Below are 23,555 nucleotides of genomic sequence, written 5' to 3' on the forward strand. Positions count from 1 at the left end.
AAGCTTCCACTAGAGGAATTTAGACAAGTCCTTAATCAAAAAAAAGATTAGAAAAATGTTAGAAAAACAAGCTCGAATCCACTCTGGCCTCCCCTTCCAACGAACAGTCAAACTCCGATAAAAAGAAAAGAAGCCTTGCTCAGCAAGGCTTCTCGGGTTTATGAGTATGATGCGGTCAAGAGGACTCGAACCTCCACGTCATTGCTGACACTAGAACCTGAATCTAGCGCGTCTGCCAATTCCGCCATGACCGCAAATATTAAAGTGAGCCATGAAGGACTCGAACCTTCGACACCCTGATTAAAAGTCAGGTGCTCTACCAACTGAGCTAATGGCTCAAACAAATTTATTGGTTACTTATTTATGGGCGAACGAGGGGAATTGAACCCCCGAATGCCGGATCCACAAACCGGTGCGTTAACCACTTCGCCACGATCGCCATATGAAATTGGAACCAACATTATGGTGCCGGCGAGAGGAGTCGAACCCCCGACCTACTGATTACAAGTCAGTTGCTCTACCAACTGAGCTACACCGGCATATTAAGGATGGTGGAGGCTGACGGGATCGAACCGCCGACCCTCTGCTTGTAAGGCAGATGCTCTCCCAGCTGAGCTAAGCCTCCAAGGAGAATGGTGACCCGTAGGGGACTCGAACCCCTGTTACCTCCGTGAAAGGGAGGTGTCTTAACCACTTGACCAACGGGCCTAGAATCTTGCAAAATAACAGCTCGTACCTATGTATAAATCGAACGGAGAGAGAGGGATTCGAACCCTCGCACCACTTGCGCAGTCTAACCCCTTAGCAGAGGGTCCCCTTGAGCCACTTGGGTATCTCTCCAAAATGAAAAAGTCCTGTATAAAATATAACCTATTGTACCCAACCATTACTCTGCATCATAACTAGCTCCACTCAGCGGAGGCTAACAGTTTACAGAAAAATAAAACCCACTGGTGTGGGTGGTACGTACAATACTGCAAGGTTACACCTTAAAAACTGGATACGAACATTTGCGAAATGTTGTCTTAGCTTATGTTACCTGTTACACGTAAATCCCGAAGCCTTGCTCTCACCATTGGTGAGAAGCGGTAGGATAAGCCCTCGACCGATTAGTATTCGTCAGCTGCATGCATTGCTGCACTTCCACCTCGAACCTATCAACCTAGTCGTCTTCTAGGGGTCTTACGAATTGGGAAATCTCATCTTGAGGGGGGCTTCACGCTTAGATGCTTTCAGCGCTTATCCCGTCCGCACGTAGCTACCCAGCTATGCTCCTGGCGGAACAACTGGTACACCAGCGGTGCGTCCATCCCGGTCCTCTCGTACTAAGGACAGCTCCTCTCAAATTTCCTACGCCCACGACAGATAGGGACCGAACTGTCTCACGACGTTCTGAACCCAGCTCGCGTACCGCTTTAATGGGCGAACAGCCCAACCCTTGGGACCTACTTCAGCCCCAGGATGCGATGAGCCGACATCGAGGTGCCAAACCTCCCCGTCGATGTGGACTCTTGGGGGAGATAAGCCTGTTATCCCCAGGGTAGCTTTTATCCGTTGAGCGATGGCCCTTCCATGCGGTACCACCGGATCACTAAGCCCGACTTTCGTCCCTGCTCGACTTGTAGGTCTCGCAGTCAAGCTCCCTTATGCCTTTACACGCTACGAATGATTTCCAACCATTCTGAGGGAACCTTTGGGCGCCTCCGTTACTCTTTAGGAGGCGACCGCCCCAGTCAAACTGCCCACCTGACACGGTCCCTGTACCGGATTACGGTACCAGGTTAGAACTCCGATACGATCAGGGTGGTATCCCAACGGTGCCTCCACCGAAGCTGGCGCTCCGGTTTCTTAGGCTCCCACCTATCCTGTACAGATCGTACCAAAGTCCAATATCAAGCTGCAGTAAAGCTCCATGGGGTCTTTCCGTCTTGTCGCGGGTAACCTGCATCTTCACAGGTATTAAAATTTCACCGGATCTCTCGTTGAGACAGCGCCCAAGTCGTTACGCCATTCGTGCGGGTCAGAATTTACCTGACAAGGAATTTCGCTACCTTAGGACCGTTATAGTTACGGCCGCCGTTTACTGGGGCTTCAGTTCATAGCTTCGCCTTGCGGCTAACCACTCCCCTTAACCTTCCAGCACCGGGCAGGCGTCAGCCCGTATACTTCGCCTTACGGCTTCGCACAGACCTGTGTTTTTGCTAAACAGTCGCTTGGGCCTTTTCACTGCGGCCCCCTCGGGCTATTCACCCTACCGAGGCACCTCTTCTCCCGAAGTTACGAGGTCATTTTGCCGAGTTCCTTAACGAGAGTTCTTCCGAGCGCCTTAGCATACTCTGCTCGCCTACCTGTGTCGGTTTGCGGTACGGGCACCTTCACCTGGCTAGAGGCTTTTCTTGGCAGCGGGAACACATGACCTTCGGTACTATAATTTTCCCTCCCCATCACAGCTCAGCCTTGTAGTGTGCGGATTTGCCTACACACAAGCCTTACTGCTTGGACGGACTATTCCATCAGTCCGCGTCACTATCCTTCTGCGTCACCCCATTGCTCATAACGGCTTACGGTGGTACAGGAATATCAACCTGTTGTCCTTCGACTACGCCTTTCGGCCTCGCCTTAGGTCCCGACTTACCCTGAGCGGACGAGCCTTCCTCAGGAACCCTTAGGCTTTCGGCGGACAAGATTCTCACTTGTCTTTTCGTTACTCATACCGGCATTCTCACTTGAATGCGCTCCACCAGTCCTTACGGTCTGACTTCAACGTACATTCAACGCTCCCCTACCACTGATACCAAAGGTATCAATCCATAGCTTCGGTGGTGTGTTTAGCCCCGTTACATTTTCGGCGCAGAGTCACTCGACCAGTGAGCTATTACGCACTCTTTAAATGGTGGCTGCTTCTAAGCCAACATCCTGGTTGTCTGTGCAACTCCACATCCTTTCCCACTTAACACACACTTGGGGACCTTAGCTGATGGTCTGGGCTGTTTCCCTCTTGACAATGGATCTTAGCACTCACTGTCTGACTCCCGGATATAAGTACATGGCATTCGGAGTTTGGCTGGACTTGGTAACCCTTGGCGGGCCCCGCACCCAATCAGTGCTCTACCTCCATGACTCTCAATTCCGAGGCTAGCCCTAAAGCTATTTCGGGGAGAACCAGCTATCTCCGAGTTCGATTGGAATTTCTCCGCTACCCCCACCTCATCCCCGCATTTTTCAACATGCGTGGGTTCGGGCCTCCAGTGCGTGTTACCGCACCTTCACCCTGGACAGGGGTAGATCACACGGTTTCGGGTCTACGTCCACATACTATGTCGCCCTATTCAGACTCGCTTTCGCTGCGGCTCCGGCTCTTCACCTTAACCTTGCATGGGAACGTAACTCGCCGGTTCATTCTACAAAAGGCACGCCATCACCCCTATAACGGGCTCTGACTTTTTGTAAGCGCACGGTTTCAGGTTCTTTTTCACTCCGCTTCCGCGGTGCTTTTCACCTTTCCCTCACGGTACTGCTTCACTATCGGTCGCTAGGGAGTATTTAGCCTTGGCAGATGGTCCTGCCGGATTCCCACGAGGTTTCACGTGTCTCGCGGTACTCGGGATCCGTCTCGGAGAGTGTCGACTTTCAACTACAGGGCTTTTACCTTCTTTGGCGGGCCTTTCCAGACCTCTTCGTTTAACCGGCACCTTTGTAACTCCATGTGAGACGTCCCACAACCCCAAGGAGCAAGCTCCTTGGTTTGGGCTAATCCGCGTTCGCTCGCCGCTACTGACGGAATCACTATTGTTTTCTCTTCCTCAGGGTACTTAGATGTTTCAGTTCCCCTGGTATGCCTCTATATCACCTATGTATTCAGTGATAAGTAACTGTGCATTACCACAGCTGGGTTTCCCCATTCGGACATCCCCGGATCAAAGCCTGCTTACGGCTCCCCGAGGCATTTCGTTGTTCGCCACGTCCTTCATCGGCTCCTAGCGCCTAGGCATCCTCCGTGCGCTCTTACTAGCTTAACCAAATGCTCCGGTTTTGGCCTTTGTGCTCCCGTGGTACTGCGTACCAAAGTCGCTCAAACGCTCAAAACCTACGCTGCAATAAACATTGTTAGTTTGAATGTAACTCAAAACGAAGTTTTAAGTTCAAAACCAACTACAGTACTTATTGCTAGTTAACTCAGCTAAGAGTTTATTTCGCAAATTTCATATCCAGTTTTCAAGGTGCAATCACCTGTAAAGATTACAATTGAGAATCCAATTGTGTCTGAACAAGAAGATACATATAGTGCTTTCGCACCGCTTGGCGACGTCCTACTCTCCCAGGACCCTGCGGTCCAAGTACCATCGGCGCTGGAGGGCTTAACGGTCGTGTTCGAGATGGGAACGTGTGGTTCCCCTCCGCCATCGCCACCAAACGGATGTTTGCGGATGATTCCCTTCCTGAATCGCTTCAGCAAAGTGACATCTGTCAAACAACAGAAAGAGACTTGCTCTCTCAAAACTGAACATGAGCGATACCTGTCAAGTATCTAACCTTCTACGAGGCTAGGTAATTCCTTAGAAAGGAGGTGATCCAGCCGCACCTTCCGATACGGCTACCTTGTTACGACTTCACCCCAATCATCTACCCCACCTTCGGCGGCTGGCTCCCTTGCGGGTTACCCCACCGACTTCGGGTGTTGTAAACTCTCGTGGTGTGACGGGCGGTGTGTACAAGACCCGGGAACGTATTCACCGCGGCATGCTGATCCGCGATTACTAGCAATTCCGACTTCATGCAGGCGAGTTGCAGCCTGCAATCCGAACTGAGACCGGCTTTTAAGGATTCGCTCCACCTCGCGGTATCGCTGCCCGTTGTACCGGCCATTGTAGTACGTGTGTAGCCCAGCTCATAAGGGGCATGATGATTTGACGTCATCCCCACCTTCCTCCGGTTTGTCACCGGCAGTCACCTTAGAGTGCCCAGCTTAACCTGCTGGCAACTAAGATCAAGGGTTGCGCTCGTTGCGGGACTTAACCCAACATCTCACGACACGAGCTGACGACAACCATGCACCACCTGTCTCCGATGCTCCGAAGAGGGGCACTATCTCTAGTGCTTACATCGGGATGTCAAGAGCTGGTAAGGTTCTTCGCGTTGCTTCGAATTAAACCACATACTCCACTGCTTGTGCGGGTCCCCGTCAATTCCTTTGAGTTTCACTCTTGCGAGCGTACTCCCCAGGCGGAATGCTTAATGTGTTAACTTCGGCACCAAGGGTATTGAAACCCCTAACACCTAGCATTCATCGTTTACGGCGTGGACTACCAGGGTATCTAATCCTGTTTGCTCCCCACGCTTTCGCGCCTCAGCGTCAGTTACAGCCCAGAAAGTCGCCTTCGCCACTGGTGTTCCTCCACATCTCTACGCATTTCACCGCTACACGTGGAATTCCACTTTCCTCTTCTGTACTCAAGCTTTGCAGTTTCCAGTGCGAATCGGAGTTGAGCTCCGAGATTAAACACTAGACTTACAAGGCCGCCTGCGCGCGCTTTACGCCCAATAATTCCGGACAACGCTTGCCCCCTACGTATTACCGCGGCTGCTGGCACGTAGTTAGCCGGGGCTTTCTTCTCAGGTACCGTCACACGAGGAGCAGTTACTCTCCTCGCTGTTCTTCCCTGGCAACAGAGCTTTACGATCCGAGAACCTTCATCACTCACGCGGCGTTGCTCCGTCAGACTTTCGTCCATTGCGGAAGATTCCCTACTGCTGCCTCCCGTAGGAGTCTGGGCCGTGTCTCAGTCCCAGTGTGGCCGATCACCCTCTCAGGTCGGCTACGCATCGTCGCCTTGGTGAGCCGTTACCTCACCAACTAGCTAATGCGCCGCAGGCCCATCTACAAGCGGCAGATTGCTCCGCCTTTCCCAATTCAGCCATGCAGCCAAATTGTGTATCCGGTATTAGCATTCGTTTCCGAATGTTATCCCGATCTTGTAGGCAGGTTGCCTACGTGTTACTCACCCGTCCGCCGCTAATTTAATCGGAAGCAAGCTTCCTCTTAAATCCGCTCGACTTGCATGTATTAGGCACGCCGCCAGCGTTCGTCCTGAGCCAGGATCAAACTCTCCATAATAGAAGTTCTTCGTCACCGAGGTGACTGAAACTCCAATGCTTCCATCCCGAAGGATTTCGGCGTTACAGAAGCTTAATTGCTCAAGCTTTTGCTAGCTTTTAAAACCTTTATGACAGGTCGCTCATTGTTCAGTTTTCAAAGAACAAATTCATTTGTTGTCCGTGCCGTTCTCGGCCCGGAATAAGAATATACCATGCTTATCTAGGTTATGGCAAGTCTTTTTTGAAATTAATTTTATTTTGTTTGAAATAGCAGGAATTTATACATTATATATCAGACTGTTGCCTATTAATCTGCTGCTGTGCCGGCAAGTATTAAGATAATTATATAGGAATCATTATTAGACTTTAATGAGGATAATTCATACTTCTCACTATAGGTCTGGGAACCAAGGAAGAAATGAAATCCCCCTTCATCAAAATGGAGGGGGATTAGTCATCTACTCATTTAGGCATATATTACTTTGAAAGCCTCTTCCACTTGCGGTAGAATCGTGCTCCACTCTGCATCCGCTGTTTTGCTAACCGTTACAAAATTTCTTATACCAAATATGTTATCCACACCTTCTATGCTGAGCAAAGCTTTGGCTAGAGGATGGTCGGTTTCAGCACCGCTTTTCAGACTTGTACTTGCGGGACCTTCAAATATGGTTTCACTTGTATTGACCTTCATTGCATTCGGATTCGGTGTTTCCTGAATATTGATTGTCATTGCCATGTGATCACACTCCTTTAGACGCTATTGTAACACGTTAGACAAGCTATTATAAAAAATATGAGAATGAATTTGATGAATAAAGGTTGGCAGCTATGATGCTAGGAGACGACTATAGCTTTTTCCCTTTGCCTGAAATAATCTTCAGTGTTCCGTTCTCCAGTTTCACTGTGTACGTTACATTATATGAATTGAGCACGGTTTCACCGCTCTTAGCATCTTCTGTTGCCTCGATAACTGCCGATACTACAGCCGACTCTGTATCCGCCGACTTAATAATGATGTGCTTGACAGTTACGCCAAGGGTATAGAGGTAACCCTTCCGAAATTTCTCATAATCCGTCTTCGTCTGCCAATCGCTGCCGAGCAGGGTGTAGGCGGTAACATAATCCTTTTGCGCCAAGCTATCGTAGAAATACTGAACCAGATATTTGGCAGCGCTGGACATCGTTTCTTTGGTGTACCCGCTTCCTGACTGTACACCTCCTACTACTGAGGACATTTTTGCAGAGAGCGCTTCATCTGGATGCTGACTCCATTCCTCGATCATACTCGTTACCTGACCGATTGGAATGCTGAACCCAATGCTGCCTTGATCATTACCCGCTGAATTGATGCCGATGACTTTGCCGTTAGACCGCAGCACAAGCGGTCCACCACTATTCCCATGCGTGATGGGTGCCGAGATCTGGTAAGCCCCCTTATAGCTAGTCGACTCCGTATCGACATCACGACCAACACCACTGATGATTCCCGTCGTTACGGTATTGTCGAGTCCGAGCGGACTGCCGAATGCCATCACCTCGTCACCGACTTCCGCTTCTTTCGACGTCTCCAGTTCCAATGGATCGCGGCCCGCTAATCCTTCCACACGAATAACGGCAACATCCTTCTCCTTGCTCACTCCGATGAGTTTACCTGTATAAAGGCTCGTGTCGAATGCTTTGACGGTAATACTTTGGGCATCTTCGACGACATGTGCATTCGTGACAATATCCCCTTTATCATTGAACAAGAACCCCGAACCTGTTGAACTGCCATCCTCTAAGACCACTTCTACAGAAACGACCTTCTTCTGATCCTCCCGAATCAATTCCTTCAAATCCGCCTCGTGTGATGCGAGTTTCACCTGTACGCCCGGTTTCCCTAGCTTGGAAGCATTCACGACAACGGGATCATCCCATTTACCATTGAGCAAATAAACGGAGGTTCCTCCTCCAATGAGGATGACCACTGATAATACGATCGACAGCCAGCTTTTCAATTCTATTCACACTCCTTCCCTATTCTAGCTGCCATTCGAGGCGGGTCACGCTGACCGATGCCATGACACCATCATTGTAGTAGTCGTTGGAAAAGCTTCCTTCGTCGCCAATTGCTAGATAGTTAGGCGTAACGTAGGCCGTATTTTGATAGAGCACACTGCCTTCCGAGTCTAAAATTTCGTAATATATCGTCACGGAGCTGATTGGACGGGTGGCAATATTCTTCACCATGCCATTCACGACGAAATTGCCGTAGTTATCGACCCCAGCATTAATCGAGAGCAGTTCGATGCCCTCTGTGCGGTTGCGCAGGTCTTCTTTGGTTGAGGCTTCAACCGCCCGTTGAATCCGCTGCTGTTCCGCCTGTTCGAAAGCTTCCTGTCTAGTCTTGATTGTCTTTTGCAGCGCAAGAAGCTTCGTATTCTGGCCGTCCAGCTTGATCGCATCCTCTACTGTCTGCAGTGCTGTGCCAAACTCCTTGCTCTCCAGCTCTTTGGTTGCCTTCTCATATGAAATGTCAGCAATCTTCTGCTTGACCTTCTTGACCGTGCCAGTTGCTTCTTCACCAGTGTATGGTTTCAACTTCGCGAGATACGGAACCAGCTCCGACACCGTCTTCTTCGCGGCGATGCCATCTGTGACCTGCTGCACAACGAATGACTCTTCTTTCTCGCTAGACTGCTTCAAAAGTGAATCATATACTGCACCTGCACGAGTCTTCAACGTTTTCTGCAGTTCGCCGATATTTTTGATCGCCTGATCATACTGCTTGGCGCTCGCTTGCTTCTCCGCTGACACTATGCTGCCCTTCAGCTTCAACGCATCCTGCAAGAGCGAGCGGTCATTCAACAGCACAGGGTGTGTTGGACGTTTGGCAAGTGCAAGCTCAATTTGCTCCAGCCCATCTGTATATTTACCTTCAAGCGAAAGTCGTTCCCCCTCCTGGAGCCAGCCCTCTACCTGCTTCGTTATATGATGCTGGTAGAAGTAATCCCCCGTAATCATCATGGTAACAAGCGCCCCACTAACTACTGGCAGGATCCACTTCCATTTACGTCCGCTCGATCTTCTATGGTTAGTTACGGCTCGTTCAGTTGGCTGATCATGCAGGTTAGCTGCAGCCCGCTTCATGTCCTGGGTAGCCTGCCCCGCGTAAGCCGGCAGCGCCATCTCCATTCCAGCAGCTGCTTCCTTCGCCCCAGCTAACATTTCTGCGATGGCTTCCTCCGGTATTGCCGCACCGCATTTACTACAAAACTTCCCATCCTCCGGCTGTCGACTGCCGCATTGTACACAAAACATTATTTTGCCTCCAACTATGTATGTTCTTGCAATAATTCCCTATGGTATATAAAAGCCAGTCGAATCAATTCGACACGATAACAGGGAACTCCTGTTTCTTCTGGACAATTTCGACAAATTTCTTTTCTAAAGCATTAATGGGTTCTTTCTAATTTAAGATGTATTTCGAATAAGCTGTATCCCGATTAAGCTATATCCTGAATATATAAAGAAGCCCATTCGTAAGAGAATGGACTTAAGGTCTTTATGCTGCTTTTATCATTATTCTGCAATTATTCTGCAATTGACAGGGAGCAGGAAAGATCTGTCCCCTTCCACTCTACTCAAGATCCGACCATTCGAAAATCAATTAGTCGGCGGTGGAAATGCAACTCTGGCTTCTTCAAGCAGTTGCTCTGTTAGCTCAAGCTTCCTCTCCCTGACAAGCTTCCTAGCGTTATACTGATACCAAAGCTCAATGATTAATACTTCTCCTTCACGAATGACAGCAAATTCCTTCGTGAACAACGATTGCAGGAATTCATTCTTATTTAATTGGAGCGCATTGAAATGTGGTCTTCCAGATCAGTGAGTCTGTCGACCTTCCCGTTCACTCCTATTTCGGGGCTCCATCACTTTCAAGCCTGTTCCCTAAACAGGATTCCCACCTGTTAAATTACATGACCTATGCTTGGTCGCTCCACTGATTATGGTTTAAAGCTTTTAATCTTATCCAACTCTTTATTAAGTAAACCTAGAGCAGAATCCGCAACAGGGATAGTTAGCGGTCCATTGAAAGTAAGCAGCACAAGCACCTTAAGAACAGGATCAAAATGTTCAACTTTGTGCAAGTTCACGATTGTACCTCGATCTGTTCGTAGAAATCCCATTTGTCGTAAGTAATACTCCCAATCCCCGACCCTTTCAACTGCCCGATATTCCCCTTCAAAAGTGTGAAAGCAAAGCCGACCTTTACCATCCGTTTGAAGCAGCAATATATCCTCGTTCAATTTCAAAACTTTGTAGCTGCCATCCAGTGATTTTATGGGTAGGTACATGTTGTTCTCCTTTGCTTCCAGATTGCGCATTCATTAAACATTCAAGACTCATTTTGTGTCTATTGTATATGTAATCGGTCCAAATGTCAATAATACAGATACTTATTGTGTCCTTTATAGAACAAGCTATTTCTGTTTTCTATAATACAGAAAGAGGTGGTCCAGTTGTTCGGTAACAGACTAACGGAACTGAGAAATAAAAAGGGTCTCAGTCAGTATGGACTTGCTGACTGTCTGAGTTTTAGCAGAACTCAAATTGCCAATTATGAGCAGGGAAAAAGAGAGCCCGACTTTGCAACACTCATCAAACTGGCTGATTTCTTCGATGTTAGCCTTGATTTCTTAATTGGACGTTCAGATCATCTCGTAGATGCTGATTATGAACTTCAAAACGTCATCTATACAAATACTCATAGAATTGACTTAACTGCGGATGAGTCTGAATATCTGAAGGAAAGTCTTGAGATCTTTCGGAGGTCTAAAGCGAAGTGGTTGGAAATAGATAGGAAATGAGTTCAGATAATGGGAGCAACACTACCCTATCTGGACTCATTTATTTATATATCCTGAAAAATTATTCTCCTGAATAAATTAGAAAATCACAAACTGATACGCAATTACATAAAAATTGGAAGAAGAAAAAATCTAATGCAAAAAAAAGTAAAAGTGAAAATCGTGGAATTAGCGAAGAAACATAATATCTCTATACGCGAATTGTCCCGTATTGCCGATGTCCGACATGCTGCATTAAGCGAACTGTCCAATGGAAAACGTGAAAATATTAATTTTGCACACATTGAAAGAATTGCAGAAGCGTTGAATATCAGCGACATTCGAGAAATTATTGATTTTGTTGAATAAGCTCGGCATTTCAAATGGTCTAGTGGCGATGCTTTCCCAGTGATAGGAGTGGTCATTAACTTTTTCCCCACAGTTCGCATAACATCCTGTGATTTAGGTCAACATAAAAGGGGAGTTTTGTTAATTGAGGAGGGATAACGATGGCCAAACCAGATAATCGTGAAGATAATGCGATTCACCTGCAACAACATATCGACCACACGGTAGCTAACTTGCAGGAAGCAGAGGACTACCTCGATGAGCATGCGAGTGAGATTTCAGCTGATGAGAAGCAAACCATTGAAGCAAAAAATGAACGCCGCAAACAAAGCATTGACAGTTTCATAGCGGAAAAACAGGACGAGACCCAACAGTAAAAAATCGTTCATGGTTCACTGCATCTGCATCTGCATCTGAGTTCCACGAAAGACAAGCAGCTCCTTTTCCGTCAAGGAAGAAGGGCTGCTTGTCTTCTTTTTTTGGTGTCACTCAACAAAAAAGCCGTTCCTCCAAGCATTCTCATGCCCTTCGGAACAGCCTCTGCTCTTCACTTTATAGTGTCAGTACTACACGATGCACCTGATGATCATCCTCTAGCCGAACAAACGGCCCATCCTCAGTCGAGTTCTTATCCATCTCCATCTCCACTTCGTCAATCGTAAGCATACTCTGCCCACTGGACTTATGGGATGGATTCTTAACAGTAATGTGGTATTCGGTGTCCCCATATCGGTAGCTTACCGAGAACTCCGGCCATTCGGTTGGTATGCACGGCTTAATGAACAGTCGTTTCCCTCTACGACGCAAACCAAGGATCCATTCTATGCCCGCCTGATACATCCAACCTGATGCTCCTGTATACCAGGTCCAACCCGCGTGTCCCTTATGTGGTTCCTCTGTATAGACATCGGCTGCCATCACGTAAGGCTCTCCGACATATTTCCTAACTTCGGCAGAGGTCTTGGTATGCATGATGGGGTTGAACATGTGGAACAGCTCGAACGCCTTGTCGCCATCTCCAAGTCCGCACCAAGCGATGATGCTCCAGATAACGCCGTGTGTATATTGACCTCCGTTCTCCCGAATGCCAGGCGGATAACCCTGAATGTAGCCTGGACTTGGATCCGTCTTATCGAACGGCGGAGTCAGGATATGGGCGACAGCCAAACTGCGATCCACTAGCTCGCGATCAAATGAACGCATGGCCTGTAGTGCACGGTCTTCTGGCGCCATGCCCGAGATGACGGACCACGACTGGGCAATGGAATCAATTCGGCACTCTTCATTATGGATGGAACCGAGCCATTGTCCGCCATCGGTGAATGCTCTTCGGTACCACTGTCCGTCCCAACCCGCTTCATTAAGTGAATTCGCCAGCTGCCCGCGTATAATCCGGTAGTGATCGGCCAGCTCATGCTTGCCGAGATGCTCGCATAGATCAGCGAACCCTCGCAAGATATCGCCAAGGAACCAGCCGAGCCATACGCTCTCCCCGCGTCCTTTTGGTCCAATTAGACTCATTCCATCGTTCCAGTCTCCGACTCCCATTAAAGGCAACCCGTGCTCACCGAAACGCAAACTACGGTCCAGCGCGCGAATGCAATGATCAAGAATCGTGCCGCTTTGTTCAGACAGGACGGTCGGTTCGTAACGTTCATGCTCATCTTCACCCAAAGACTCACTATGAAGGTAAGGCGCGATCTCCTCAAGGATGCTCTCATCTTCGGTATGCTCAAGGTACCTGACAACAGCATATGGCAGCCATAGTAAATCATCAGAGAAACGGGTGCGGATGCCGCGGTGTGTCTCTTCATGCCACCAATGCTGAACATCTCCCTCTTCATACTGATGCCCTGCGTTTAACAGAATTTGTGCCCGCGTGATATCAGGCCTGCTGTGAAGCAAGGCCAGTGAATCCTGCAGCTGATCGCGGAAGCCAAAGGCTCCACCCGCCTGATAAAAGGCGGAGCGTGCCCACATCCGGCAGCATAACGTCTGATAAAGCAGCCAATTGTTCAGCATGACGTCCATTTCCGGACATGGTGTCGATACTGATATCGTACCGAGCACATCATCCCAGAACTTCTGTACATCCTCCAATGCCTGCTCACAAGCATGGGATTCATGATACTTGTTAGCAAGCTGAGCAGCGGATTCGTGAGAATCCTCGCAGCCCAGCAGGATATAGACGGTTCTTTCCTCACCAGGCTTAATTACTAATTTGGATTGCACCGCTCCACAGGCTTCATACGTCGATCCTGTCATTCCTGACAAGTTAGCCCTACTCATCGCTGCGGGGTCCTCGTAAGTCCCATTACGACCTAGAAATTCTTGTCGATCGCCTGTCCATGTCTGTTCCATTGACGAAGCACGCTCACCTGTCTGCCTTCCTTCTTCTGCCCATTTCGCTGCTTCTACCGGGTCTTCTTCCATTTGCGAATAAACGGTCAAGAAACCCATCGCATCTCGGAAGTTCTCCTGGTATGTATTGCGTGCGGTAAGTATACCGTTTCCTTCATCCCAGTCCGTGACAATGAACGAGGCATTCCCTTCGCGGTTCACGCCAAGCACCCATTCGGCATAATAAGTAACGGATAGCTTTCGCGTCTCGTTGGTCGTGTTGTGCAGCCGTAATTGAATCACCTTGACGGGATCCTCCAGCGGGACAAAAACAGTCATTTCCTGCTGGAGTCCATGGCTCTCATGCTCATAGCACGTATATCCACGGCCATAAGAAACCTTATAGGTCGAAGTATCATTCATGCGAGAGGGTGCCATCTGCCAATATTCGCCGCTTTCTTCATCTCGCAGATAGCATACTTCCCCAGGCGGGTCCAGTGCAGGGTCGTTCGACCAAGGGGTCAGCTTGCATTCTCGGCTGTTGCGCCACCAGGTATAACCCGTGTATAGCTCAGAAGTCAAACAGCCGAATCGCGGATTCGCGATGACATTAATCCACGGTGCAGGCAGGTGATTGCCATTCTTCAGAACGATATGATACTCTCTGCCATCCGGTGAGAACCCGCCCATGCCGTTGTAGAACAAGTAATCGCTTCTATCTTCGGTTGCTATTACAGAAGGATAACGATTCGGCGGAGCTGTAATCTGAAGCGGAAGCGGCTCTTCAAGAGCACGGCTTGGACATATGACTTGAAGCTGCGCCCTCAGACTCGGGCCATCCGCTCGCAGGACGACGCGGGAAACCGCAAATAACAACGCCTTATCCTCATCCGTTAATGAAGGGGCAGGAAGAATATGCACGCCATCTTGCCCTGCTCCTTGACCACCAACGATTTGCTCCACCATACGGACGAGTGCTTCCCTCAGATCCTGCTGATAACCTTCAACCGATTCATTGAATATCACAAGATCAATAAACAAACCGTTATGGCGTAAATATTCATAGCCAACAAGAAGCTTGGTCACAAAGGAAAGATTGCTTGTATCCGCGACTCGTAACATGACGATGGGTCTATCTCCAGAAACACCATACGCCCAAAGCCCCTGTTGTCCTTTCACATTAGCAGCGATACTCTCCTTACACTCCGCCCGCAGCGGCGAATGAAATAAAGCACGCCCCGCTAACATCTGATAAACGGCTGCATCTGCAGATTGAATGTGGAGATGCTGGAGTTCAATCTGGCTCCGAGTCCATGCCAGCTGAAAGGCTCTATTCGCTTGCTCCTCATGCGACAGCTGGGATGCAATCTCTATCGCTTGCTCCTTCGTCGCTGCTGCGCCAGTAACGGAGATAAGATGGACAATTTCATGCGGCTCCATACTCAAGCGCCGTCTCATGACGAATGCGGGATCTGCCACAGAACCCACTGTCCCGCCTAAACGGGTTTCGAGTCCTCTCGGTCTAGCTAAAGTATGTCCCCTGCCGATAAAGCGAGCTCTGTCCGTTTCGAATTCCACAGGTCCAAGAGACCGATCTCCGACCGCTAACGTATGGAACGCCCATACGGACTTCTCTCCCTCATTACGAGGGCGTTTACGTGCGAGCAGACATTCCTCATCCGCCTCATATTCCGTTTCAATGAATAGCTTGGTAAAAGCCGGATGGGCTTTATCCGCATCGGGAGACGCTAACGCGATCTCAAGAAATGTTGTGACCTCAATTATCCGCGCCTCATCACCCTTATTGGTGAGCGTCAGGCGGCGAATCTCCGCATTGGATTCAGGCGACACCGTAATCTCCAGCTTAGTCTGAATATCTTCATCCTCGCGTTGAAAAGTGGTACGCTCCTGCGAGAACTGCACACTCTGATTAGCGGCTGGCACGCGACAAGGCTGGAAGGTCGGGGACCATAATTTATTCCTTGTAACATCCTTAATATACATATAGCTCCCCCAAGGGTCTGCTATCGGATCTTCACGCCAACGCGAGAGCGCCAAGCCATCATATCGAAGAAACCCGCTTCCACTATTGCTCACTACCGAAGTGAACAAGCCGTTTGAATGTACATTCACTTCCGGTACCGGTGTATCTTCTGAGAGGAATTCCCGAAGAGGACCAATCTGTGCCGGCTTCGGCTGCTCGACACGAGACGACTTACCCGATAATTCACGCTCCAAAATAGCATCCCGTGGAGGAATACGCTCAATTAACAGCAGTTCTGCCGCCTGAACGCGTTTATCCCGGTGAAAGTAATCAAACATTTTGGTCGGCAGCAGCATATTGGCTAGCGTCAGCAGGCTCATTCCTTGGTGATGCGCCATGAAGCTTCGAATCACTTTAAAGCTCTCACCAGCCGGCATTCGCCCAGCTGTGAAATCAATCGCCTCGAAGAAGCCATATTGCCCTCTCGCTCCGAGCTTCTCCATGTGAAGCAAAGCCGCCAAGCCTTCTTGCACCGCGAAAGGGAGCGCCATAATCGTCGCATAAGGAGTGACGACCAGATCTTCTTCAAGCCCGCGTTTGAAACCAAGGCCCGGAACGCCGAAAGCGCGGTATTGGTAATTCATCTGATAATCGAAGGCGTAGTAGCCAGACTCCGAGACTCCAAATGGAACCCCTCGTTCCCGTGCATATTCAATCTGCCGCTGCACAACACCACGATATGTACTATCCCAGAGGGTATTCCGATAGGTACGCATAATCAGCCATGGCATCATGTATTCAAACATCGTACCGGACCAGGAGACCAGTGTTGTCTGATTCCCTTGTTTCTTAACTGTCCGGCCAAGTGCCATCCAGTGGGATACAGATATTTGCCCTAGCGCGATCGCAACAAAGCTGGTCTGTCTGGCTTCGGAAGCGAGCAGATCATACAGAATATTATCTGGTTGACCGGAGTCCCCATGATATCCGAGCACGAACAGCTTCGCTTTCGCGTTATACAGCGAGCGGAAATCAGTCGAAGTAATCAACTTCTCCAATCGGTTAATCAGTTCTTGTCCACGTACGATCCAATTGTTGGCAGACGTCTGAGATGCCTCTGATCGGACCGTACTGCTCTCCCTGTCCGTAGCGTCATCATTACCATGCTGCTCTGCGAGCTTCTCTAAAGCCAATTCTTCTGGAACGATCTGGGCGAGTTCTGTGGCAAACTCAACCTGAAGTTCGCCACGGATGCCACCCAAAGTCTGGTTTGCTTGCTCACTGCTCATGGATGCCAAAGCCTCCTGGAGCCAATGTGCTAATCCTTGCTTGACCGTCATCATACTGGCTACGAAATTCCCGGAGTCCACCGTTGAGACATACGCTGGCGGCAGAACTGCGAGAGAGACGGTATCGTACCAGTTATAGAGATGGCCATTCCACTTATCCATTCGTTCGACCGTACTAACGGTACGATCCAATCGCTCAACAAACTCCCTTGTATTGATAAACCCAAACTCCCGCGCAGCCAAAACAGCTGTAAGCAAGAATCCGATATTGGTTGGCGAAGTTCGATGTGCGATACCTTTGGACGGTTCGATTTGAACATTATCCGGAGGTAGGTAGTTATCCTTGGCCCCGGAAAAGTCTTCATAAAACGCCCAAATTTGCTCGGCCAACCCGCGTAATTGTTCCTTTTCTGCTGGTTCAAGCTCTTCTTCTTCCTGCATGATCGGCTTATCCAGCCACCTTACAGCTATTGGGGCTAGCGCCCAAAATAAACTAAGCACAAGGCCTGCCCACATCAAGGAAAGCTGCGGCTGCAGGATCGTAACTAGTGCGAAGAGGACGATCAGTGCATATCCACCGCTGTTACCCAGTAACGCTGGACGATTGCTTCCCTTATTGCGCTCAAACTGCGAAGAGCTGGTCCATTCAAGCAACTGGCGTTTGCTGATCCACAGCCTATACAGCGTTCGACCTATTGCATCAAGCAGTACGGCACTTTGGAACGGCAGTGTCCAAATGTCGATCAGAACTTGTACAGCTGTAGAGAGCAATCTCCGAGGACTCGGATTCGCTCGAACAAGGAAGTAAAGCTGCCGAATCACCGGGATAAGCAGCGTAGCGAATCCTATGGCAAGCCAGCGTCCAGGTGATCCTGGAAGCACGGTCAATGCGAGTGCGAGCAGCACAAAGTAAGCAATCGGAAGCAGGCTGCGGCGCAGATTATCGATGATTTGCCAACGTGTAAGGAAGGACAGATCGATCGGTCTTACTGCTCCCCGACGATCACATACATGAGTGAACAGCCAACAGATTAGCTGCCAATCCCCGCGTACCCATCTGTGCATTCGTTTCTGGTAAGAGAGGAAGGTAGCTGGGTGATCATCAATCAGTTCAATGTCGGACAGCAGCGCAGCTCGAAGAAAACCGCCCTCGAGCAGATCGTGACTGAGCACCTTGTTCTCTGGGATACGTTCACACAATAACTCCGCAAACACATCGACGTCGAAGATCCCTTTCCCCGTAAAAATCCCCTGAGCCAATGCATCCTGATACGGATCAGAAGCGGCAAAAGCATAGGGATCTAGGCCAGGCTCCGACCACAAGTAGGCGAGCCGAGACCGCATAGCCGACTCGTGACTGACACCGATCCGGGGCTGCAGCACGCCATAGCCTTCAACGACTCGGGTTCGCGTCTTATTCAAACGCGGTCTGTTATAGGGGAGATGCATCGTACCGATCATCCGCTGTGCGCTTCCTATAGGAAGCTGCGTGTCGGCGTCAAGTGTAATGATGTATCGGATTGGTGGGAGAACGTTCTCGCTCCCCTTCATAAAGTCATAGCTCGTCTCCGTACTGCCTTTAAGCAGCTCGACGAACTCAACCAATTTACCGCGCTTACGCTCCCAACCCATGAATACGCCCTCGCTGGGGTTCCACTCTCTGCGCCGCTGGAAGTAATGAAAGATTGTCTCCCCCGAGCTGGCATACATCTTGTTAAGCTTCTCGATTCTTGCCATACCGAAGGCAACAAGCTTCTCATCCTCAGGAAGATGCTGATCACCGGCATCGGTGAAATCCCCTAGAAGAGCGTAATGAATGTTCGCATCCCGGTTGGCCAAATAATGGATTTCCAGATGATCTGCAAGCTCATCCACTTCCTCCGTCGAAGACCAAATAGCAGGAATGACGACCATTGTAGCCGCATCCGCCGGAATACCGTTCGATAGATCATAACGCAGCAGTGGATGTGGGCGACAAACGCGCTCAATTCCAAAATGAAACCCTGCAATCACCCACTCGCTTACTGGAAAAGCTAACACAAGCAGCACCGCTACCCATCCTAGCGGAGATAAATGATTTCCGCTGCCGATCCAGAGCGCAGCAGCAATAAGAACAATTACGAATAACCCGATAAGCGAACCAAAATAAGTACCAGTCGCACGTTGCAAAATACCCGTACTCGGCATATGCCTAGGATCACTGCATTGTCGCAGCGATTGCATCAGCTTCTTTATGCCGGCAGCTTCGAATAAATAATAAGCAGCAAAGGCTGGACGAGGCAGATCGCTCTCAAGATCATGAACCTCGGACAGCCCCTCCAGTTCTTCCTTCGCGAGAGCGATGGCCTGACTGGCCACTAAGTTCTCGGGTACACGCATACGGCGGGCTAGACCTTCAACGCGAATAAGCAGCTCATTCCTGCTGTACGCATCAAGCAGCGGATAGATACCTGTACTGTCATGACGAAATGTCCGGTCTAGCAAACTAATCTGCTCGAAAAGCTCATTCCCGTCTCGACGTTCGTTCTTCCGCAAACTTGTAATTAAATTCCCGGCAGTCATCTGATAAGCGGCCTGCAGCTGATGCTCATAGGTCACGATCCGATCCAGATCTTCCGAGCCATTCTCATATTTGCATATCAACCATTCACGCACGGATGTGGAATCTCCAGCCCATTCTCGCAAATGACTGATCAAGTGAACAATCCATGGACCGGATAATGGAGCACTCTTCCCTGCAGCATCCAACTCGGCATGAATCACTTCCGAATTGAGCTTGGAAGGCTCGATCCTGGATAGTAAATGTTCGACTTCCTTGCATACCTCACGACGATCACGAACAAGTTTCATCGTATCGGCTAGCTTACCGATGAGCGACACTCGAAGGATAAGCGGGATAGACCAGGTCTCAGCAAGCGTCAGCACGGACACTTCTTGATAGGCATTCAAATAAGAAACAAAGGATTCCTCATTTAATACACCGTCAACCTGCTCAAGATAATCATCGCAGAGCGAATGAATACGCCATACTCCCTTCTTGTGAAGCAGGGGCAAATGAATAAGCTCGTTTTTGTCTAACCGCATTCTTACTTCAAGAGCCTGCTCCTCAAGGAATTCAGCATTATCGAGCAGCCATTCCTCAGCAGATTGCGCACAACCTGCGTGATTGTCTTGCAAGGAGATGACAAATCCCCTTAAGCTCTCTATGTCTGCATGGAATTGATTCCATATGTATTTGGGCTGGGTCCGTGCTATCGTTAGGGAGTGTTGTAAGGCGAGTTCACGTGCTTGTCGACAAAGTTCTGCAGTATTAGATGTCATTAGTTCCTCCGGAGAATCAGTTATTCTAGCTGTACTGTTCGTCCGGTCTAAAATAAGCATTCCGGGACAATCAAATTATTCCCAGATATCCATGGTTTTATGAGTGGAATCGGTTTTTCATCCTGAATTGGATAAAATCATGATTCGACTTTTCTAGACAATAAAACAAAAAACACCTGCTACTAGCACAGGTGTCTCTCCAAAAATGAATCTAATATTTCGTTTTATCTTCTTGATAACGATGCCCAAGTTTCTTCAAGCCACTTATCGAAGTCAGCACCTTTGTCACCTTCGTACGTATCATAAACATCACTTCTCATCTTTTGCAGCTTCTCTTTGAACGCTTCAAAGGAATGACCTTCGGGTAAGCTCTTCTTGATTCGCACCAAGATTTTCGTTACCCCTTTAATCAACTCGGCTTTTTTCTTCGATGGCGCCTGAACATCTTCGCCAAATTGCTTAAGCACTTTATAAGCAGCTTCTTGTACTTGAGATACTGGGTCGCCATTCAGCATATGCGTTAGTATATGAATAGATTGTGGGTTGTTCCATTGTCCAAGATCTTCAACTGCTTGCAGACGCTCTCTCCAATTGGAGCTGCGATTAGCCGACTTTTTTAATGCCTCATAATTTGGTGTTAACTCTTCGATTTCCTCGATCTCCTCGATCACTTCTTCATTATTCATGTCCGGGCCCAATCTCCTTTTAATTAAATCTTCTACCTTTACTTTCTCACTGCACCTTCAACATCGGTTTTTTTAGTATAACATACATTTATGATTCCATACCTATATCCGGCCTTCATTGTAAGGCGATTCCTCCGCTTTAATAAACATAAAGAAGACCGTTCAGCGTTGAACGGTCTTCTCAGTGTGCAGCTTAGTTACCCATGACAGGCAGTATTACACCATGATTTTGCAAATATCGTTCGTGAACTCCACTGGATCCTCAATCGGCAAGCCTTCTATTAAGAGGGCCTGGCTGTATAACAGCGTCGTGTAGAGACTTAATTTCTCTTTGTCATTCTCATAAGCATCCTTCAAGGACTGGAACACGGCATGGTGGGTATTAATTTCAAGCACCTTATCCGCTTTCACATCCCCGCTATTGGGCATAGCTTTCAGGATTTTCTCCATCTCGATCGTCACTTCGCCATCTGTTGAGAAGCATACGGGATGGGTTCTTAACCGCTTGGATGCTTTAACATTCTGCACTTTGCCGGATAACAGATCCTTCATATAACCGAATAGCTCTTTGCTATCGTTCTCTTCGGACTCTGTCTCCTTCTTATCCTCATCCGACTCAATGCCCAAGTCTCCGCTCGATACAGATTTGAATGCTTTTTCCTTGTAAGTCATGATCATCTTGATCGCGAACTCATCGATATCATCGGTGAAGTACAAGATTTCATAGCCTTTGTCGGACACTATCTCCGTCTGCGGCAGCTTGTCGATTCTCTCGTTCGTCTCACCGGAAGCGTAGTAGATATACTTTTGCTCTTCAGGCATTCTCGATACATACTCATCTAGAGTAACTAGCTTCTTCTCCTTGGAGGAGTAGAACATCAAGAGATCCTGCAGGACGTCTTTGTGCATGCCGTAGTCATTGTAAACACCAAACTTCAGCTGTCTGCCGAAAGACTTGTAGAATTGCTCGTATTGCTCTCTCTCATCCTTAAGCAAGCTTTGCAGCTGGCCCTTTATCTTGCTCTGGATGTTCTTAGCAATAAGCTTCAATTGCCTGTCATGCTGAAGCATCTCCCTAGAGATGTTCAGGGATAGATCCTCCGAATCGACCATTCCTTTAACGAAGCTGAAGAAGTCGGGAAGTAAATCAGCACACTTGTTCATGATCAATACGCCATTGGAATAGAGCTCTAAGCCCTTCTCGAATTCCTTGGAATAATAGTCAAAAGGCGTGCTGCCAGGAATATAAAGAATCGAATTGTATCTGACTACACCATCAACGCTAATATGGATATGTTTCATCGGTTTATCGAAGCCGTAACGCTTCTCTGCATAGAACGTATCGTAATCCTCTGGAGTCAGCTCGCTCTTATTCTTCTTCCAGATCGGAACCTGGCTATTAACAATCTGCTCTTCCTGATAGTCTTCAAATTCATTGTCGCTGCCTTCTTTAGGTCTCTTGCCAGCAACATCCATCTTAATCGGATATCGAATGAAATCAGAGTACTTCTTGATAATCGACTTTAATCGGTACTCCTCCAGAAACTCGTCATAGCTCTCTTCTTCGGTGTTCTCTTTGATTTTCAAAATAACCTCAGTACCCACCGAATCTTTCTCGCATGGCTCGATCGTGTAGCCGTCCGCGCCCATAGATTCCCATTTGTAAGCCACGTCGCTGCCCAATGGCTTGCTAATAACCGTAACAACGTCTGCTACCATGAACGCGGAGTAGAAGCCTACACCGAATTGACCAATGATATCATGGCCATCCTTCGATTCATTCTCTTTCTTGAATGCTAGAGACCCACTCTTGGCAATAACGCCAAGGTTGTTCTCCAGATCCTCTGGTGTCATCCCAATGCCGGTATCCGTGATCGTAAGTATCCGACTGGCTTTGTCAGCTGTTACTTTAACAAAGTAGCTGTCCTTATCGAATACCAAATTCTCATCAGTTAGAGCCTTATAATAAATTTTATCGATGGCATCGCTGCTGTTGGAAATCAACTCTCTTAAGAAGATCTCCTTCTGTGTATAGATGGAGTGGATCATCATATCCAATAGTCTCTTAGATTCTGCTTTGAACTCTTTCACTGCCACTGCTATCTCTCCCTCCGAAAATGAAAAACACATCTTGTTTAGCACTCTAACTATTCGAGTGCCAACACCTATTATATAACATTCCTATTTTTGGTTGTCAATTATGGATTTAATATATTTCTAGCTCAACACTAAAATAAGAGTTTGATAAATGCGAAGCATGGTGCGCATAAGCCCGCTGCGCGGACGGATCATTCTTACGATCGCTGTTATCTCCCTATTTCTTGATTCTATCCCTTAGGGGTAGAAATACGGAGACAAAGGCGAACGCTATCGCTTCTTCAGAACGATTCCGTCCGCTTCGCTAGGTTGTTCGTGATGCGAGCAATTAACGCTATATACGGCATAATCATTTTTACCTCTAATCTCCAAACAATTAAGCTGCAGTCCGTAAGCACATCCGCCATCTATACCTATTTTATCTCCTCCAAACCACACATCCGCTTTGCCGTGGATATCCATAGCTTTTGTATGTCCAAATACTACAATCTTGTCAACTGTAGTTGGATGGTTTAAAAATGGCTCTTTAATGTACATAAACTCGTGTTTAGTTTGTTCTTTCCAA

The 23,555-nt window shown here is 48.3% G+C and carries 12 protein-coding genes, 7 tRNA genes and 3 rRNA genes; 3 read left to right on the top strand and 19 right to left on the bottom strand.

Going from position 1 to position 23,555, the window contains the following annotated elements:
* Window positions 1-170 precede the first annotated feature (170 nt).
* The 15 genes from EKN16_RS18120 to EKN16_RS18185 form a co-directional block, all read right to left on the bottom strand.
* Window positions 171-254 (bottom strand) — tRNA-Leu (locus EKN16_RS18120).
* An 11-nt stretch (window positions 255-265) separates the two neighbouring features.
* A tRNA-Lys gene (locus tag EKN16_RS18125) sits at window positions 266-338 on the bottom strand.
* A gap of 28 nt (window positions 339-366) precedes the next feature.
* A tRNA-His gene (locus tag EKN16_RS18130) sits at window positions 367-439 on the bottom strand.
* A gap of 24 nt (window positions 440-463) precedes the next feature.
* Window positions 464-539: transfer RNA gene (locus tag EKN16_RS18135), tRNA-Thr, on the bottom strand.
* Window positions 540-549: 10 nt separating this feature from the next.
* Window positions 550-625 (bottom strand) — tRNA-Val (locus EKN16_RS18140).
* A gap of 8 nt (window positions 626-633) precedes the next feature.
* A tRNA-Glu gene (locus EKN16_RS18145) sits at window positions 634-708 on the bottom strand.
* A 44-nt stretch (window positions 709-752) separates the two neighbouring features.
* Window positions 753-840: transfer RNA gene (locus EKN16_RS18150), tRNA-Ser, on the bottom strand.
* Between the two features lie 249 nt (window positions 841-1,089).
* Window positions 1,090-4,019: ribosomal RNA gene (locus EKN16_RS18155) — 23S ribosomal RNA — on the bottom strand.
* A 278-nt stretch (window positions 4,020-4,297) separates the two neighbouring features.
* Window positions 4,298-4,414: ribosomal RNA gene (gene rrf, locus EKN16_RS18160) — 5S ribosomal RNA — on the bottom strand.
* A 146-nt stretch (window positions 4,415-4,560) separates the two neighbouring features.
* Window positions 4,561-6,115, bottom strand: a 16S ribosomal RNA gene (locus EKN16_RS18165).
* The 16S, 23S and 5S rRNA genes sit together here with 7 tRNA genes alongside, the layout of an rRNA operon.
* A gap of 447 nt (window positions 6,116-6,562) precedes the next feature.
* Complete coding sequence (locus EKN16_RS18170) at window positions 6,563-6,832, bottom strand: NifU N-terminal domain-containing protein (protein ID WP_125660242.1); 270 nt, start codon at window positions 6,830-6,832, stop codon at window positions 6,563-6,565.
* A gap of 109 nt (window positions 6,833-6,941) precedes the next feature.
* Complete coding sequence (locus tag EKN16_RS18175) at window positions 6,942-8,093, bottom strand: S1C family serine protease (protein ID WP_125660245.1); 1,152 nt, start codon at window positions 8,091-8,093, stop codon at window positions 6,942-6,944.
* A 19-nt stretch (window positions 8,094-8,112) separates the two neighbouring features.
* Window positions 8,113-9,396, bottom strand: a complete 1,284-nt coding sequence (locus tag EKN16_RS18180) for an FxLYD domain-containing protein (protein ID WP_125660248.1) — start codon at window positions 9,394-9,396, stop codon at window positions 8,113-8,115.
* A 345-nt stretch (window positions 9,397-9,741) separates the two neighbouring features.
* Window positions 9,742-9,903 carry a hypothetical protein gene (locus tag EKN16_RS32320; RefSeq protein ID WP_164522860.1) on the bottom strand — a complete coding sequence of 54 codons (162 nt, stop codon included), beginning with the start codon at window positions 9,901-9,903 and terminating at the stop codon, window positions 9,742-9,744.
* 179 nt (window positions 9,904-10,082) lie between these two features.
* Entirely contained in the window at window positions 10,083-10,433 is a 351-nt protein-coding gene (locus tag EKN16_RS18185) for a LytTR family DNA-binding domain-containing protein (RefSeq protein ID WP_164522861.1), read from the bottom strand.
* Window positions 10,434-10,598: 165 nt separating this feature from the next.
* Between EKN16_RS18185 and EKN16_RS18190 the strand changes: the two genes are divergently transcribed.
* The 3 genes from EKN16_RS18190 (at window position 10,599) to tlp (ending at window position 11,650) form a co-directional block, all read left to right on the top strand.
* Window positions 10,599-10,946 carry a helix-turn-helix domain-containing protein gene (locus EKN16_RS18190; protein WP_125660254.1) on the top strand — a complete coding sequence of 116 codons (348 nt, stop codon included), beginning with the start codon at window positions 10,599-10,601 and terminating at the stop codon, window positions 10,944-10,946.
* Between the two features lie 135 nt (window positions 10,947-11,081).
* The gene (locus EKN16_RS18195; RefSeq protein WP_125660257.1) at window positions 11,082-11,294 is read left to right on the top strand and encodes a helix-turn-helix domain-containing protein; all 213 of its coding nucleotides are present in this window, start codon (window positions 11,082-11,084) and stop codon (window positions 11,292-11,294) included.
* A 140-nt stretch (window positions 11,295-11,434) separates the two neighbouring features.
* Entirely contained in the window at window positions 11,435-11,650 is a 216-nt protein-coding gene (tlp, locus tag EKN16_RS18200) for a small acid-soluble spore protein Tlp (RefSeq protein WP_125660260.1), read from the top strand.
* A gap of 175 nt (window positions 11,651-11,825) precedes the next feature.
* Here tlp and EKN16_RS18205 read toward each other — a convergent pair whose 3' ends face one another.
* From EKN16_RS18205 to EKN16_RS32325, 4 genes are all read right to left on the bottom strand, one after another.
* Window positions 11,826-20,207, bottom strand: a complete 8,382-nt coding sequence (locus tag EKN16_RS18205; protein WP_125660263.1) for a glycoside hydrolase family 94 protein — start codon at window positions 20,205-20,207, stop codon at window positions 11,826-11,828.
* Between the two features lie 224 nt (window positions 20,208-20,431).
* A complete protein-coding gene (locus tag EKN16_RS18210) occupies window positions 20,432-20,893 on the bottom strand; it encodes a HEAT repeat domain-containing protein (RefSeq protein ID WP_125660266.1) in 462 nt (153 codons plus the stop codon).
* 216 nt (window positions 20,894-21,109) lie between these two features.
* On the bottom strand, window positions 21,110-22,990 hold the full coding sequence (gene htpG / locus EKN16_RS18215) for a molecular chaperone HtpG (RefSeq protein WP_125660269.1): 1,881 nt from the start codon (window positions 22,988-22,990) through the stop codon (window positions 21,110-21,112).
* 270 nt (window positions 22,991-23,260) lie between these two features.
* Window positions 23,261-23,527, bottom strand: a complete 267-nt coding sequence (locus EKN16_RS32325) for a hypothetical protein (protein ID WP_164522862.1) — start codon at window positions 23,525-23,527, stop codon at window positions 23,261-23,263.
* Window positions 23,528-23,555 lie beyond the last annotated feature (28 nt).

The sequence above is a fragment of the Paenibacillus baekrokdamisoli genome (assembly GCF_003945345.1).
GTDB classification, from domain to species: Bacteria; Bacillota; Bacilli; order Paenibacillales; family Paenibacillaceae; genus Paenibacillus_Z; species Paenibacillus_Z baekrokdamisoli.